This window comes from Acinetobacter sp. neg1, assembly GCF_000788125.1.
Taxonomy (GTDB): domain Bacteria; phylum Pseudomonadota; class Gammaproteobacteria; order Pseudomonadales; family Moraxellaceae; genus Acinetobacter; species Acinetobacter vivianii.
This window is the reverse complement of the sequence record NZ_JSZD01000014.1, coordinates 17,951-33,314: the sequence shown is the minus strand read 5'-3', so window position 1 is coordinate 33,314 and position 15,364 is coordinate 17,951. Positions and strand designations below refer to the sequence as shown.

The window sequence follows — 15,364 nt, the reverse complement described above, 5'->3', positions numbered from 1 at the left end:
TTGTTACTTTTGATTCTTCAAAAGTTAATCCAATACCTCTCACTTATAAATGTCTGATGTGTGCTCAGAGAACTTCTCATTCATCCAGCGATACACCACAGGCAAAATCAGCAAAGTCAGTAAGGTGGATGAAATAATCCCGCCAATCACCACCGTCGCCAATGGACGCTGTACTTCCGCGCCCGTACCCGTGGCAATCGCCATGGGAATAAAGCCCAGCGACGCCACACAGGCCGTCATTAATACCGGACGCAAGCGTAATACGGCGCCATGCCATGTAGCATAATGAATATCAAATTGTTCTCTCAACTCCTTGATAAAACTCAGCATCACTAGACCATTCAGTACCGCGACACCCGATAAGGCAATAAAGCCTACGCCTGCGGACATCGACAATGGAATATCGCGTAGCCACAGCGCAACCAAGCCGCCAGACAAGGCAAATGGCACACCACTAAACACCAATAAACTTTCTTTAAAATTATTAAAGACCGCCATTAGCAGAATGAAAATCATCAGCAATGCGAGTGGCACAACAATTTGCATTCTGGCTTTGGCAGAAGCCAGATTTTCAAACTGCCCCCCATAGCCGAGCCAATAACCGCTTGGTAATTTTTGCTGTGCCAGTTTCTGCTGCATCTCACCGACGAATGAACCCAAATCACGATCTCGAACGTTGGTGGTTACCACAACACGGCGTTTACCATTTTCACGGCTCAGTTGTGCCAGACCCAAGATATTTTCAACTTTCGCTACATCTTGCAGCTTGATCAGACCACCATTCGGGAGCTGAATCGGCAACATGGCTAACTGCTGCGGGGTACGCATTACATCATCTAAACGCACCACAAAATCGAAACGACGGTCACCCTGTAAAATCTGCCCGACACTTTGTCCACCAATACTCGCGGCGACTAGATCCTGAATGGATTTGACCGATAAGCCATATTGCGCAGCAAGTTCGTGATCAATATCGACATTGAGTAGCGGTAAGCCATCAGTTTGTTCGACTTTGACTTCACTCGCCCCAGTAATCGTTCTGAGCGTTTGAGCCACCTTTTCTGCTTCTTGGTTTAATACCTGCATATCATCGCCAAAAACCTTCACCCCAATATCACTACGCACACCTGAGATCAGCTCGTTGAAACGAAGTTCAATCGGTTGAGAAAATTCACTATTGTTGCCTGGGATTTTTTCCACATAAGCCAACATACGGGTACGCAGTTCATCAATGCTTTCCGACTTGTCAGGCCATTGATCACGGGGCTTTAACAGCACCACTGCATCAGAAATATTCGGCGGCATGACATCTGTTGCCACTTCCGCAGTACCTGTACGTGCAAAGATCGCTTTAATTTCAGGAAACTCTGCAAGGAGTTGCTTCTCAACACTTTCCTGAATCTTGAGCGACTCCTCAATGCCTGTACTCGGCGCACGCATTAACTGTAAAGCAAAGTCACCTTCACTGAGTTGTGGTGCAAATTCACTTCCTACACGAGAACCAATCGCAGCCGTGAGGATCAAAATACTCACTGCACCAGCGACCACGACATAACGGAAAGCATAGGCTTTATCCAATAAGGCCTCATAATTACGTTTCAGTGCAGCCATCCAGCGACTTTCTTTCTCTTTCACTTCGCCAGTGACAAATAAAGCCACTGCCGCAGGAACAAAGGTCACCGATAAAATAATGGCTCCAATCAGTGCCAATACAACTGTCATCGCCATTGGATGGAACATTTTCGCCTCTACACCAGCGAGGGCGAAGATGGGCAAATACACCACCATAATGATGATTTGTCCAAAGATCAGCGGGCGTCTCGCTTGCTTCGCTGCCAAGAACACTTCGGTAAAACGCTCAGAACGTGTGAGCAATCGGCCTTTATGGTGCTGTGCTTCGGCCAAGCGTCGAATACAGTTTTCGACAATCACCACCGCACCATCGACAATAATTCCGAAATCCAGTGCCCCCAAACTCATCAGGTTGGCACTGATTTTCTGCTCTGCCATACCTGTTAGGGTAAACAGCATCGACAACGGAATAATACAGGCGGTAATCAATGCAGCTCGGAAATTACCAAGGAACACAAACAGAATCACAATAACCAGAATTGCGCCTTCAATCAGGTTTTTAGCAACCGTCTTAATGGCTTTATCCACCAGATGACTACGGTTATACACCGTTTCGATTATCACCCCTTCAGGCAATGACCGTTTGATTTCCTGCATCTTGAGATCTAATGCCTGAGCGATGGATTTACTGTTCTCGCCCATCATCATCATCGCGATCCCGAGTACCGTTTCTTCACCGTTATAGGTCGCGCCACCTGTTCGAAGATCATGCCCAATCGAAACCGTTGCAACATCGGCCACACGAATCGGCAAACCATTTTTGGTACTGACCGTGACATTTTCAATATCCTGAACGGTCTTCAACATCCCAGGAATACGAACAGTAAGCTGCTGCCCATTTTCCTCAATAAAGCCTGCACCACGGTTTTCGTTATTTTCAGACAACACCGTTTGCAAATCAGTTAAGGGAATTTGCAGTTGTTGCAAACGTTTCAGATCAGGAGAAACTACATAGGTTTTGTTATAACCGCCAATACTATTGATTTCCGCCACACCCGCAACGCGTTGTAATTGAGGACGAATAATCCAGTCCTGAATTTCACGTAAATCCATCGCTTGATACGGCGTACCATCAGCCTTTTTGGCATTTGGTTCGGCCTTGACCACCCATTGATAAATCTCGCCTAAACCTGTGGAGATCGGCGACATTTGCGGATCAATATCGTCAGGCAAGGCACTTTTGGCCTCTTGCAAGCGTTGATTGATCAACTGACGCGCCCAGTAAATATCCGTGCCGTCTTTAAAAATCACCGTAACTTGGGATAAACCATAACGGGAAATCGAACGGGTTTGCTCCAGATTTGGAATCCCAGACATGGCATTTTCAATCGGATAGGTAATCCGTTGCTCAACTTCGGGCGCAGTAAATCCACCTGCCTGACTGTTGATTTGTACCTGCACATTGGTAATGTCAGGAACGGCATCAATGGAAAGTTTCTGATAGCTATAAATCCCGACGCCGATCCATGCCACCACAAACAGCATCACCCAAATCGCATTGCGAATGGAAAATTGAATAATACGGTCGAATAGGCCTTCCGCAGGTGGAAGTCCTAAATTATCTTTAGTGTCCATGCTCGGCCTCTCCCTTCTCCATCTCAGATTTCAAAAGGAAACTGCCTTGACTGACATATTGCTGTTTTTCAGTCAGGCCTGATTGAATTTCGACCCATTGCCCATCACTTGAGTAATTGCCCAGTTGTACAGGGGTTGGGGTGAAATGCAATTTATCTTTTTCCTGCTTGGCTACAAAAACAGTCGTTTTACCTTCGATCTGCTGAATCGCGGCTTTGGCAACACGCAGGACGGGTTTTTTCTCTGTGCCATCCAAAAGAACATTAACCATCAAGTTCGGTCGTAGTTCTTTGGCAGGTGTGAGAACTTTGGCACGTACTTGTAAACGTCCCGTTTGGGTATCTGCTGCTGTGGTTAAAGTCTGAATTTGTGCTTTAAACGTATTGCTGGTTTGCAGTGACTTAAATTCGATCTGCTGGTTTGGCTGTATGTTGATGTTATTCACGCTGGGTAAAATAAATTCAATCCAAAGCTGATCAAGCTGGTCAATCACGAACAATTGCTTATCTGGCGTAATCTGCTCACCCACCACAATATCTTTCAGACTAACAATCCCGCTTAAAGGTGCAGTCAATACATAACGACCTTGACTGCCACTCGATGCTCCCAAAGCAGATAAACGACTACGAGCCGCTTGTACCTGAATCTGAGCCTGACGATAAGCATTATAAGCACGCTGGTAATCCTGACGTGCAGATACGCCTTGTTCCCAAAGTTGCTTTTCACGCTGATAATCTTGCTGGGCAAGCGTTAAAGCTTCCTGAGCAATACTTAAATTGGCTTGTTGATCCACCAGTTCTGGAATAAACAAGGTCGCGAGAACCTGTCCTTTCTTTACTTGTTCGCCGAGTGCAGCATTGACACTTTCTACTCGTCCCGCAAAAGTTGCAGAAACATGAGCTTGTTGATCGGTATTTGGCACCAGTTTCGCAGGATATGCATATTGCTGCCCTACTTCTCCGACACCCACCTGAGCCAGTTTTACGCCATATTCAGTCATCTGTTTTGGTGTCAGATTTAAGCTGCCTTCCTCACTTTCATCACCATGTCCTGCTTCCCCCTCAGTATACCCCCCCTCTTCGCCTTCGGCATGCTCATGCTCCTTTGAAGCTGCTGCATCCTCTCCTGTTTTATTTTTTCCAGAGAAAAATAGCAGTGCACTGAGTACCAAACCGCCCACCATGACAAGGATGACCCAAAACCACTGTTTCTTAGATTGATTCGTCGACATTATTCTGCTCCTACAACAGCGGGAAGGTTACTGGTCTCTTTCCAAAGGTTTTGATTGATCTGATTTAAGGCATCGCTTGAACTCACCACACTAGGTTCTATACCCAGTGCCAGACTCTCTGCCTCAATCTGTTTCTGCCATGCACTTTTAAGTAACTGCACTTTATTCAGGCGTTGCTCTTGCAGTTGCATGGTGGCTTGCTGTACATCGGTAATGGCATATTTACCCACTTTGAAACCGAGCAGCATTTTTTCCTGCACCGTTTCAGACAATGGAATTTGTCGCTGATTCACCAGATCAAACTGTTGTTTCAGGCCAGCTAACTCTGCACTTAAGGTCTGAATGGCATTTAGGTTTTGTTGCTTATAAAACTGTTGCTGCTTGACCAGCAAATCCTGTTTGGCGTTGGCAATCCGCAATGAATATTGTTGGCGATTGAAAATATTCAATGGGATATCAATGCCGACTCTGAACTTGTTATCTGTTGAATTGGTTTCCGCACTTTTGCTTTGTACCATGCCTAAATTGACCGTCGGATTTGGTCGGTTAGAAACTTTTAAATAATCAATATTGGCTTTTTGTCGCACAATATCGAGCTGAATCGCTCGCTCAAATAAGTTGTTCTGCACATAAGCTTGCAAATCTTTTTGTTGCGGCCAGACATTGCTTACCTGAGCAGAGAAACGATTGTCCGTACTGCCCCATAAATTTGCTAGTTGACGCTTTGCTGTCGCCAGCGCCAGTTCGGTTTGCTGAAATAACCGTTGATTTTCAATATGTGCCATCAAGGTACGGTCTAAATCGACCTGTGCAATACTCCCCGCCTGAAGTCTTAAACGCGTCGCATCCAAAGTCGCCTGACTGGTTTTTAGCTGTGCCCGAACAACGTCATGCTCTAGCTCAAGAACCACGACTTGTGACCACAAATATTTCACCGCTAATTCGAGTTGCGCATCGTATAGCTCTTGATTCAGACCAACTTGGGAAGCTTGCACATCAGCGAGTTTCACCGCTGCGCGACGTTCGCCAAAAACATCGAGCTTTTGTGAAAGACCAAATTCCAGTTCCTTATCTTTACCTGAGCGAAAATCAGTTTGCTGAATCGAAATACTGGGATTTGTCCATAAACGTGCTTGTTTAACATTGGCCTCGGCAATGCTTTGCTGGGTTTGCCAGACACCAATACCCGCCTGATGCTGTTTCACATCTTGCAAGACTTGTTCAAAGTTCACATTCCGCTGTGCCACTGAAGTTGAAGCCTGATTGGCATCAAGCAAAGACGCTGCTGTTGCAGACTGGCTAAAAAGCACAGCTGTTAGTGCAAATGCTAACGCTGACCATTTAAATGAGGATGAATGCGCATGATTGTCTGATGCATTTTTTTGCAATGCATAGATACGCTGATTTAAATTTAAAGACATATAAAGCCCCGCAAATAATAAGGTTACGGTGGGCTATTTTTCGGCTACCCCACCTATAGCGGGGTCAATACAGGGGGCGGATTTAATCCAGAGAGATGTGGAGACTGATACGAGTTAGACCAGTAATATTTTTGTTCTGCCTGATGCATCCGTAAAATCGGTTCATCCAGTTGTTGCTGGGCTTCCGTTACCACCACATGAAAACAGGACGGCAAGTGATCGTGATGATCCTGCAAACTTAAAGGCATCGGCAAATCAGAAGCATCTTGGTCGACAACAACAGCATGCTGAGCAGAAACTTGAGACTTTTCTGGGACATGATGCCCAAAATGATTGAATGAACTGTACTCGCCCGATTTTTCATGCGCACAAAAAGCTGCCGCCACATTCCAGAAACCCTGAAACATGAACAAACTCAGCAAGACGGTGATGAAAATAGTAGAACGACGCAAAGTTTACTCTTTAGACAAAAATTGCTCGGATGAACTATAGCAAGTAAAGCAGATGTAATAAAATTACATGTTCTGATTTAACTACAAAATCCCAGCTTAAGGCGAAATCATAATGCGATCACAGCTTAAAAGCAGGAAACGACCAAACTTATTCAGCCGCTTCCATTCCCATTAAAATAAATTACTTACACGTCTGTTTACACTGCTTATGCTCAATATAATTTTCTAGCTTGGCTTTGGCTTGTTGCTGAGCCTGTAGATTCTTTTCCAGAAAAATCAAACCACCATCTGCATTGGCCCAGCTTGCTGAAACCAATAAAACCAAAGCACATACTGCTGTATTTAATTTAAAAGACATAACATTCACCTTATTTAAATCTGTGGATTCATGCTCCATTTCCATCATTTAGAAACAGAGTGAGGGTGAATTCATCTTCAATAACGCTTGATTCAGAAACAACTTGGAGATGCTAAAAGTCTCAAGAATGCACTGGTGATCAATACACGTTCGAATCTTTCAAGCGTTTGATTAAGGACAAACAACCCATTGAAATAGATATATTTCTAGTGAGTTATTTTGGGGCTACCTCACCTATAGCGAGGTCAATATCGGAGGCGGATTTAATCCGGATAAGTGCGGCGACTGGTAAGCGTTAGACCAGTCATAATTATGTTCGGTCTCATGCGACCGCAAAACAGGGGCATTCCACGGTTGCTGGGTTTGCATCACCACCATATAAGAGCAGGATGGTAAATGATCATGATGATCTTGCAAATTTAAAGATGAGGCGACATTCGCATTATCCTGAACAGCAGAAGATGAATGCGTTGCAGAACCATGATTCTTTTCAGGAGCATGATGCCCAAAATGGTTGAGTTCACTATACTGGCCCGACTTTTCATGCGCGCAAAATGCTGCCGCCACATTCCAGAAACCTTGGAACATGAACAAGCTTAGCAAGAGGGTCATAAAAACGATCGAACGTTGCAACAGCGCACCATTACAGTAAATTGCACAAAGGCACTATAGCAAGCGATGCCAATGTAATAAAATTACAAAACAATGTTCGGTCAATTTAAGACTGATTTAAAAAAGTTTTTTCTTTAGAAAAATGAATTTCTGATTTGAGTTCCCATAATGCATAAATTATTTTCTGCCCTGATTGCTGTCGCCTGTTTAAACTTGAGTGCTTGTGCCACAACATTGCTTTCACAAGCACTTCCCAATGAAACCACACGAACCGAGACTATCACTTTAGCAAAAGATCAAATCCTTGCTTTAGGTCAGGCTGTTCAGAATCAGCAAGAACAAGGTATTGTTTTTATAGGTCAGGATTTCAATTATTTAATGACTGAAGGTAGCGATGAGCTGTCCAAATTACTACATGCGATTCCAGCAGATCAACGGAGTCTGACCAGCCCTTCCCCACTGGTACTGACGATGGATGATCCGAATCATTTTCATGGTGTATTACAAATTCGCTATAACACGCGTATGGTAGATTTAAATGACGCGCAAAAAAATTTATTAAAGTCTCTAGGCTTTAGACAAAATTTTAATATTATTCACAATCAACAGACAGCGCCTTATCCGTATATCAATATTTTCTTCAAAGGCCAACTCTATCAAACGCAAGATGCTAAAAAGGTTGAGAAGACACTCGCGCAACCTTATCCAATTATTCTGCAACAGGAAAATAAAATTACCAAAAAGCATCCTGTGAAAAAGGCGACCCGCATGGTGCTGTATCCATTTGCCATGACTTTCGATGTGATTACCGTTGTTCCATCACTGATGTGGTCTGACTTACGTGGTGAATTTAATAATTAAACGTCGAGCATTGGCTTTTTTATATACCCTGCTGATCTACCCAATTTTTAATGAATATAAAAAAACCAGCCTGAAGGCTGGTTTTTATCTAAATATTAGGTGGCAGAATATAATTCCAAATGGCTTATTTATTCAGCCTAAATATTTACTGCTGTTTTTGTAGATCATAAGAAAAACGTATTACAACATCATCAACAACTTTATTGAATGCTTCATTGATCGACATTGGTTGTACGTTTTCAACAGGAGCTTTTTTATTTCCAACTGTTGTTAAAATCATATGAGGGTAACGTTGAGATGTTTCTTTGCCTTGAGCATCAATATAGTTAAATTTAAACTCATATTTATCAGCAATTGCATTACCAACAGCACCAAAAGTCAAACCTGTTAAAACGCCTTTGCCTGCAGCCTCACCCAAATCAGCCACATTATTCGCGGTTAAATGTAATTTTGCCTGCTTATCGCCATTAGACTGAGCTATTGGGGAAAATACACCCGTTGCTCTTAAACTGCGCTCGACTGCCGATTGTAATTCTTTACCTGCTTTCGGAATAACCACTCCATTTCTCTGAAATTCAGTCGTTAAAACTACAGGAATAGGCTGAGCGGGTCTTTTAATATCCGAATAGGTAACAGACTTATAAGCTGGATCAACATAAGATTTTACTGAAAGACATCCAGTAAGTTGCGTCGCAACAGCTACCCCTAAGGCAATAGAATAAAGTTTAATTTTTTTCATAATTTTCCAGAAAGGTATATTTACCTTTTAATAAATTGAGTCTTAATATTAATCTTAATAAATTAAAAATATAAGTATAAATTCAATGACTTTAGGGAATTTTAGATCCTTATTACTTAATATTTTTGATGACCTATAAAATAAAAAAACCAGCCCTCAGGCTGGTTTTTTTATTCACGGAAGATTAACCCGTAATTTTTTTGTATTTTGTACGTTTTTGAGATGCATCATCACCTAAACGTGACTGACGGTAAGCTTCGTATTCTGCATAGTTACCTGTGTAGAATTCTGGCTGTTCGTTCTCAAACGACAAGATGTGCGTTGCAATACGGTCAAGGAACCAACGGTCATGCGATACCACCATGACTGTACCTGGGAATACAAGAATTGCATCCTCAAGTGCACGTAAAGTTTCGATATCCAAATCGTTCGATGGCTCATCCAGTAAGATCACGTTTGCGCCCATCTGCAAGATCTTCGCAAGTTGTAAACGGTTACGTTCACCACCAGACAATTCACCTACACGTTTTTGCTGGTCTTGACCTTTAAAGTTAAAGCGACCGATATAAGCACGTGATGCGATTTCATAATCACCAATTTTCAGGATATCTAAACCGCCAGAAACTTCTTCCCAAACCGTTTTGTTGTTATCCAAGGTGTCACGAATCTGACCTACGTAAGCCACTTTAACTGACTCACCTAAAGTCACAGTACCCGTATCTGGTTGCTGTTCGCCAGTCATCATACGGAATAAAGTGGTTTTACCCGCACCGTTTGGACCAACAATACCCACGATCGCTGTAGGAGGTACAGTGAAAGTCAAGTTTTCATAGAGTAAGCGACCATCGAATGATTTACTGATCCCTTCCACTTCCACAACTTTGTTACCCAAACGTGGGCCAGGTGGAATGTAGATTTCAGATGTTTCATTACGTTGTTGGAATTCTTTAGAGTTAAGCTCTTCAAAACGTTCCATACGCGCTTTGTTTTTCTTTTGCTGGCCTTTGGCATTTGAACGAACCCATTCAAGTTCTTTTTTCAATGCTTTAGCAAAAGATTCTTCTTGTTTCTGTTCCTGCTCTAGACGGGCATTCTTTTGTTCCAACCAAGAAGAATAGTTACCTTGGTAAGGAATACCATGTCCACGGTCAAGTTCAAGAATCCACTCAGCCACGTTATCCAAGAAATAACGGTCATGCGTAATCGCAACGATTGTGCCAGGGAAATCTTTCAAGAAACGTTCTAACCAAGATACTGATTCAGCATCCAAATGGTTCGTCGGTTCGTCTAGAAGCAACATGTCTGGCTTAGAAAGCAATAAACGGCACAATGCAACACGACGACGCTCACCACCTGAAAGCAATGATACATCGGCATCCCACGCTGGAAGGTTCAATGCATCAGCAGCAATTTCAAGCTGGTTATTGAGGTTGTGTGCATCCCATGCATGGATGATTGATTCTAATTTTTCTTGCTCTTTCGCAAGCGCATCAAAATCAGCATCTGGTTCAGCATATTCAGCAAAAACCTGATCAAGACGTTCTAAAGCGTCAAGTGCTTCACGTACACCATCTTCAACGTTACCACGAACGTCTTTAGTTGGATCAAGTGGTGGCTCTTGTTCTAAGTAACCGATTTTGATTCCTGGTTGTGCACGAGCTTCACCTGAGAAATCTTTATCTACGCCAGCCATAATACGGAGAAGGGTTGACTTACCTGCACCGTTCAAACCAAGCACACCAATCTTTGCGCCTGGGAAAAATGATAAAGAGATGTCTTTTAAGATTTCGCGCTTCGGCGGAACCATTTTAGACACTCGGTTCATCGTATAAATATATTGGGCCACGCAGGACTCCTCAATTGAAAAACCAGTACATCGCAAATAAGCGAAAAAATATCTGGCATATTATACGCTGAAACCCCATTGACTTGAAGTTAAGTTGGCATTTGTTTGGCTTCAACAAAGGATTTTCTTTTTCAAGACATTACAGGCCTGAATGATTTACAGTGGATAAAAAATTCATCTGCTTCAGATCAACCGTGCTATATCACTAAAAACACTATAGAGCGCAAAATTTATGCACCATTGTGGATAAAATATAGGCTAGACTCGATGATTATTTAACTCACGTAGATGATGTAATCATGACCTATAAAGATGAAACTTTAGCCATTCATGCGGGATATTCACCAGAAGCCACCACCAAAGCTGTGGCCGTGCCAATTTATCAAACGACCTCTTATGCCTTTGATAATACCCAACATGGTGCAGATCTATTTGACTTAAAAGTTCAGGGCAATATCTATACCCGCATTATGAACCCAACCACTGCCGTGCTCGAACAACGCATTGCAGCACTGGAAGGTGGCATTGGCGCTTTGGCTTTAGCCTCAGGTATGGCTGCTATTACCTACGCGATTCAAACCATTGCCGAAGCAGGTGACAATATTGCATCGGTCTCAACCTTATATGGCGGAACTTATAATTTATTTGCCCACACGCTGCCAAAGCAAGGCATCGAAGTTCGTTTCTTTGATTATCAAAATCCAGAGGCCTTACACCAGATTATTGACGACAAAACCAAACTGGTCTTTGTTGAGTCGATTGGTAATCCACTTGGTAATATTATTGACCTTGAAGCCATTGCCAAGATTGCACATGAATACGGCGTGCCTGTGATTGTCGACAATACGGTGGCCACCCCTGCGTTATTAAAGCCCTTCGAGTTCGGTGCTGATATCGTGATTCATTCCCTAACCAAATATATTGGCGGACATGGCAACAGCATCGGAGGCGTGATTGTCGATAGTGGCAAATTCCCTTGGGGCAAATATCCTGAGCGCTTTAAAGCTTTGAATACACCTGATCCAAGCTATCACGGCGTCAATTATGTCGAAGCCTTAGGTGAAGCCGCCTTTATCGCTCGTGCCCGTGTGGTGCCGTTACGTAATACAGGGGCTGCAATCAGTCCGCTCAGCGTGTTCCTGATCTTGCAAGGGCTGGAAACTTTAAATCTGCGTATGGAACGTCATACTGAAAATGCCATAAAAGTTGCTGAATATCTAAAACAACATCCAAAAGTAAAATGGGTGAATTATGCGGGTCTCAAAGATCATCCACAGCATCATCTGGCGCAAAAGTATGTGAAAGGTAAACCTTCTGCCATCCTCTCTTTTGGGGTACAAGATGGCTTACAAGGTGGCACTCGCTTTATTGATGCATTGCAGTTATTTACCCGTTTGGTCAATATCGGTGATGCCAAAAGTCTGGCTTGCCATCCTGCAACCACAACCCACCGCCAGCTCAATGCAGAGGAGCTAAAATCAGCAGGTGTCAGTGAAGATTTAGTCCGTTTATCGATCGGGATCGAGCATGTTGATGACCTGATTGCAGATCTTGAACAGGCCCTTGCCCAAGTTTAATTTTAATGAAATCAACAAGCCCCAGAACAGGGGCTTATTTTTTGTGCAAAACTTTAAAAATATGATTGCTTTTTCAACTAATACAAGACCTTGTTTTAGAGTTTTTACTCTAAAAAATCTATTATTTTTCAGATATTTACACTAGACAAACCAAAAAGATCGGTTAATATTAGACCAAAATAAATTGCAGTGTTAAGCGATATAGGACAGCATTGCACACAACAGCATTATTCGTGATGAATGTAGGATACTTACATGAATGCAAAACTCAAAAAACTTTTTCAGCAAAAAGTCGACGGTAAAACAATCATTGTCACTGGTGCATCAAGTGGTATTGGTTTAACAGTTTCAAAATATCTTGCGCAAGCAGGTGCCCACGTCTTATTGCTCGCTCGCACCAAGGAGAAGTTAGATGAGGTAAAAGCAGAAATCGAAGCTGAAGGTGGAAAAGCCTCTGTTTTTCCATGTGATCTCAATGAGATGGAATCAATTGATGCAGTTTCAAAAGAAATTTTGGCTGCGGTCGATCATATTGATATTCTTGTAAATAATGCTGGCCGTTCAATCCGTCGTGCTGTGCATGAATCGGTTGATCGTTTCCATGACTTCGAACGTACCATGCAGTTAAATTACTTCGGTGCAGTTCGTCTGGTTCTCAATATCTTGCCGCATATGATGCAACGCAAAGATGGTCAGATCATTAATATCAGCTCGATTGGTGTGCTTGCCAATGCCACTCGCTTCTCGGCCTATGTTGCATCAAAAGCAGCTTTGGATGCATTTAGCCGTTGTTTATCTGCTGAAGTGCATTCACATAAAATTGCAATTACCTCTATTTATATGCCTTTGGTACGCACACCAATGATTGCGCCAACCAAGATTTATAAATATGTGCCTACGCTTTCACCAGAAGAAGCTGCTGACCTGATTGCTTATGCCATCGTAAAACGTCCGAAGAAAATCGCAACCAACTTAGGTCGCCTTGCTTCGATTACTTATGCGATTGCACCAGATGTCAACAACATCCTCATGTCGATTGGCTATAACCTGTTCCCGAGCTCTACCGCTTCTGTCGGCAAACAAGAAAAACTCAATCTGGTTCAACGTGCTTATGCCCGCTTGTTCCCAGGTGAACACTGGTAATCTCTTTTTTCGAGTTGAGTAAAACAGCCAATCTTTTGATTGGCTGTTTTTTTTAATAAATCAGGAATGAGTCGTATGATTAACCCAGTCAGTGGTTTTACGAATTGCTTGTTCGAGATTGCCCGTTGAAATCTGCCACCGCTGCTGAAATTGCTGTAAAACTGTTTGTTCCAAGGGCTCAGTTCTAAGGAAATTTAACATTTCCGTAGATAATTCCAGCTTTCTCGCCAACCATTGCCATTTTAAAATGAACGTCAATAAGCCAATCGGGACATGTCGTGTAGGTGCAGTGACCTGTAACTGGTCCGCAATCAAATGGGTCAATTGATGCAGAGCAAGATGATGTTCGCTGACGACTAACATTGCTTGGTTTGCCAAATCCTGATCCAGCGATGCCTTTACCATTATCTGACATAAATCATCGACACGAATCAAAGGCAGATAATGCTGTGCTGTTGCAGGAAGTGCACTCATTTTTTTGCGTTTTAGTAAATTAACCATTTGGGCAATCGGTTGATTTAAAGGAATTTCACCTGAAATATCATCCCCTAACACAGTCGCTGGATGGATCACAGTCCAGTCCACAGATAAGTGCTGTGCACATTGTATCCATGCAAAATGCGCTTCTATCTTAGAAGCTTCATAGGCACCTAAGCGCTGATAAACAGCTTGCCACTCCGTCTTGTCAGGCTGTTCGAGACAGACGCCTGCCTGTTGTAAATGGTCAAGCAGCGTTAGCATATAACCAGACACATGCACTGCCCGTTTTAAGTCACAATGCTGATGTACACACGTCAATAAATTCAATGTGCCTTCAACATTAACAGCCCGTGCTTGCTGCATACCCAGATTCCATGCAAACAACGCGCTACTATTATATAAAGTATTCACAGATTTTAGCTTTTCCCAATCTTGCGGATGAATGGCAAGATTTGCCTGAGTGACATCTCCCTGAATAAAAGCCAGGTGATGCAAAGATACATTTTTCTGGGTAAGCCAATGCGTCAGTGTTTCTTGCTGCTCAGCCTGATTCCGAACCAAAGCAAAGACCGAATACCCCTGTTTCAAGAGCTCCAAAACTAAATATCGGCCAATAAATCCAGTTGCGCCTGCAACCAATGCAATTTGTCTATTCTGCTGAATGCTTAAGTTGTTATTGTCCATTTCACATGCCTTTTGATTGAATGTAGGCACAGGCTAAAGGATGGAGTACACTCAATGGTCAAGTGGTTGATACACCACTTTTTAAAATAATAAAGGATGCTCACTATGTTGATTGGACAGTTGGCTAAACAGGCAGATTTAAGCCGAGATACCATTCGCTTTTATGAAAAAATGCAACTGATCCAGTCTATTACCTGTAATAATGGCTATAGAGATTACCCGGAACAAACCTTACAACAACTACAACTCATTCGCTCTGCTAAAAATCTGGGTTATACACTAAATGAAATTAAACAAATTTTAGCAATGACGGCGCAAGACGAAATTCCCGCGGCACAAGTTCAAACAATCGTTCAAGAAAAGCTAAATCTCATTGATGAAAAAATTGCCCAGCTTTATCAAATCAGAACCATGCTCAGCAAACTGACCCAAGGAGAGCCGTGTCCATTACGAGCAGACTGCCCGATTCCATCATTCGAATGATTATTTTTAAAAGTTAGAGGACAATATTGAAGACTGTTCTGACATGATTTCTCCAACAAAACAGTCAAAGTCATATCTTTAAAGATCCCCTTAGTCGCCAATGCGATGTGACTCCAAAACTGAAATGACAGTTTGACGAAAAACACCCAATAAAAAGAACGATTAAGCGTGTGTATAAACTAAAACTTATCCACAGCTTCGCTGTTTTAATCACCAGCCCTAACGATTCGGCCTGTTTATAACCTAATTAGAGGATATCCATTTTTAATA

13 protein-coding genes are annotated in these 15,364 nt (G+C 42.7%); 4 read left to right on the top strand and 9 right to left on the bottom strand.

The features are described 5' to 3' along the window. Positions 1–39 precede the first annotated feature (39 nt). The 6 genes from PJ15_RS09730 to PJ15_RS09705 all read right to left on the bottom strand — a co-directional run bounded on the left by PJ15_RS09730 (position 40) and on the right by PJ15_RS09705 (position 7,302). A complete protein-coding gene (locus PJ15_RS09730; protein ID WP_047430285.1) occupies positions 40–3,207 on the bottom strand; it encodes an efflux RND transporter permease subunit in 3,168 nt (1,055 codons plus the stop codon). Next, entirely contained in the window at positions 3,197–4,438 is a 1,242-nt protein-coding gene (locus tag PJ15_RS09725) for an efflux RND transporter periplasmic adaptor subunit (protein WP_047430282.1), read from the bottom strand. Before PJ15_RS09725 ends, PJ15_RS09730 begins: the two co-directional genes overlap by 11 nt. Next, positions 4,438–5,859 (bottom strand): TolC family protein, encoded by a 1,422-nt coding sequence (locus PJ15_RS09720; RefSeq protein ID WP_047430279.1) that lies wholly within the window; start codon positions 5,857–5,859, stop codon positions 4,438–4,440. The genes PJ15_RS09725 and PJ15_RS09720 overlap by 1 nt, the downstream gene beginning before the upstream one ends. A 53-nt stretch (positions 5,860–5,912) precedes the next feature. Further along, on the bottom strand, positions 5,913–6,311 hold the full coding sequence (locus tag PJ15_RS09715) for a cation efflux protein, CzcI-like (RefSeq protein ID WP_205620025.1): 399 nt from the start codon (positions 6,309–6,311) through the stop codon (positions 5,913–5,915). Between the two features lie 181 nt (positions 6,312–6,492). Beyond that, entirely contained in the window at positions 6,493–6,669 is a 177-nt protein-coding gene (locus PJ15_RS18620; RefSeq protein WP_171248585.1) for a hypothetical protein, read from the bottom strand. 234 nt (positions 6,670–6,903) lie between these two features. Then, a complete protein-coding gene (locus PJ15_RS09705; protein WP_205620024.1) occupies positions 6,904–7,302 on the bottom strand; it encodes a cation efflux protein, CzcI-like in 399 nt (132 codons plus the stop codon). 147 nt (positions 7,303–7,449) lie between these two features. Between PJ15_RS09705 and PJ15_RS09700 the strand changes: the two genes are divergently transcribed. After that, positions 7,450–8,142 carry a hypothetical protein gene (locus PJ15_RS09700; RefSeq protein ID WP_047430269.1) on the top strand — a complete coding sequence of 231 codons (693 nt, stop codon included), beginning with the start codon at positions 7,450–7,452 and terminating at the stop codon, positions 8,140–8,142. 145 nt (positions 8,143–8,287) lie between these two features. Here PJ15_RS09700 and PJ15_RS09695 read toward each other — a convergent pair whose 3' ends face one another. Both PJ15_RS09695 and ettA read right to left on the bottom strand, forming a co-directional pair. After that, on the bottom strand, positions 8,288–8,881 hold the full coding sequence (locus PJ15_RS09695) for a hypothetical protein (protein ID WP_005260030.1): 594 nt from the start codon (positions 8,879–8,881) through the stop codon (positions 8,288–8,290). A gap of 184 nt (positions 8,882–9,065) precedes the next feature. Next, entirely contained in the window at positions 9,066–10,727 is a 1,662-nt protein-coding gene (ettA, locus tag PJ15_RS09690; protein ID WP_004776096.1) for an energy-dependent translational throttle protein EttA, read from the bottom strand. 299 nt (positions 10,728–11,026) lie between these two features. Here ettA and PJ15_RS09685 point away from each other — a divergent pair, with 299 nt between their 5' ends. Beyond that, positions 11,027–12,304 carry an O-acetylhomoserine aminocarboxypropyltransferase/cysteine synthase family protein gene (locus PJ15_RS09685; protein WP_047430266.1) on the top strand — a complete coding sequence of 426 codons (1,278 nt, stop codon included), beginning with the start codon at positions 11,027–11,029 and terminating at the stop codon, positions 12,302–12,304. Positions 12,305–12,559: 255 nt separating this feature from the next. After that, entirely contained in the window at positions 12,560–13,447 is an 888-nt protein-coding gene (locus tag PJ15_RS09680) for an SDR family NAD(P)-dependent oxidoreductase (protein ID WP_004776098.1), read from the top strand. Between the two features lie 60 nt (positions 13,448–13,507). On the opposite strand, the gene PJ15_RS09675 is transcribed toward PJ15_RS09680, so the two are convergent. After that, positions 13,508–14,611, bottom strand: a complete 1,104-nt coding sequence (locus tag PJ15_RS09675) for an SDR family NAD(P)-dependent oxidoreductase (RefSeq protein ID WP_047430263.1) — start codon at positions 14,609–14,611, stop codon at positions 13,508–13,510. A 105-nt stretch (positions 14,612–14,716) separates the two neighbouring features. Here PJ15_RS09675 and PJ15_RS09670 point away from each other — a divergent pair, with 105 nt between their 5' ends. Continuing rightward, positions 14,717–15,094 carry a heavy metal-responsive transcriptional regulator gene (locus PJ15_RS09670; protein WP_047430261.1) on the top strand — a complete coding sequence of 126 codons (378 nt, stop codon included), beginning with the start codon at positions 14,717–14,719 and terminating at the stop codon, positions 15,092–15,094. Positions 15,095–15,364: the final 270 nt, after the last annotated feature.

Excerpts from the sequence above, each read along its gene's own strand:
- PJ15_RS09730 (WP_047430285.1), bottom strand. The coding sequence starts at position 3,207 with ATGGACACTAAAGATAATTTAGGACTTCCACCTGCGGAAGGCCTATTC.
- PJ15_RS09725 (WP_047430282.1), bottom strand. The coding sequence starts at position 4,438 with ATGTCGACGAATCAATCTAAGAAACAGTGGTTTTGGGTCATCCTTGTC.
- PJ15_RS09720 (WP_047430279.1), bottom strand. The coding sequence starts at position 5,859 with ATGTCTTTAAATTTAAATCAGCGTATCTATGCATTGCAAAAAAATGCA.
- PJ15_RS18620 (WP_171248585.1), bottom strand. The coding sequence starts at position 6,669 with ATGTCTTTTAAATTAAATACAGCAGTATGTGCTTTGGTTTTATTGGTT.
- PJ15_RS09700 (WP_047430269.1), top strand. The coding sequence starts at position 7,450 with ATGCATAAATTATTTTCTGCCCTGATTGCTGTCGCCTGTTTAAACTTG.
- PJ15_RS09695 (WP_005260030.1), bottom strand. The coding sequence starts at position 8,881 with ATGAAAAAAATTAAACTTTATTCTATTGCCTTAGGGGTAGCTGTTGCG.
- PJ15_RS09685 (WP_047430266.1), top strand. The coding sequence starts at position 11,027 with ATGACCTATAAAGATGAAACTTTAGCCATTCATGCGGGATATTCACCA.
- PJ15_RS09680 (WP_004776098.1), top strand. The coding sequence starts at position 12,560 with ATGAATGCAAAACTCAAAAAACTTTTTCAGCAAAAAGTCGACGGTAAA.
- PJ15_RS09675 (WP_047430263.1), bottom strand. The coding sequence starts at position 14,611 with ATGGACAATAACAACTTAAGCATTCAGCAGAATAGACAAATTGCATTG.
- PJ15_RS09670 (WP_047430261.1), top strand. The coding sequence starts at position 14,717 with ATGTTGATTGGACAGTTGGCTAAACAGGCAGATTTAAGCCGAGATACC.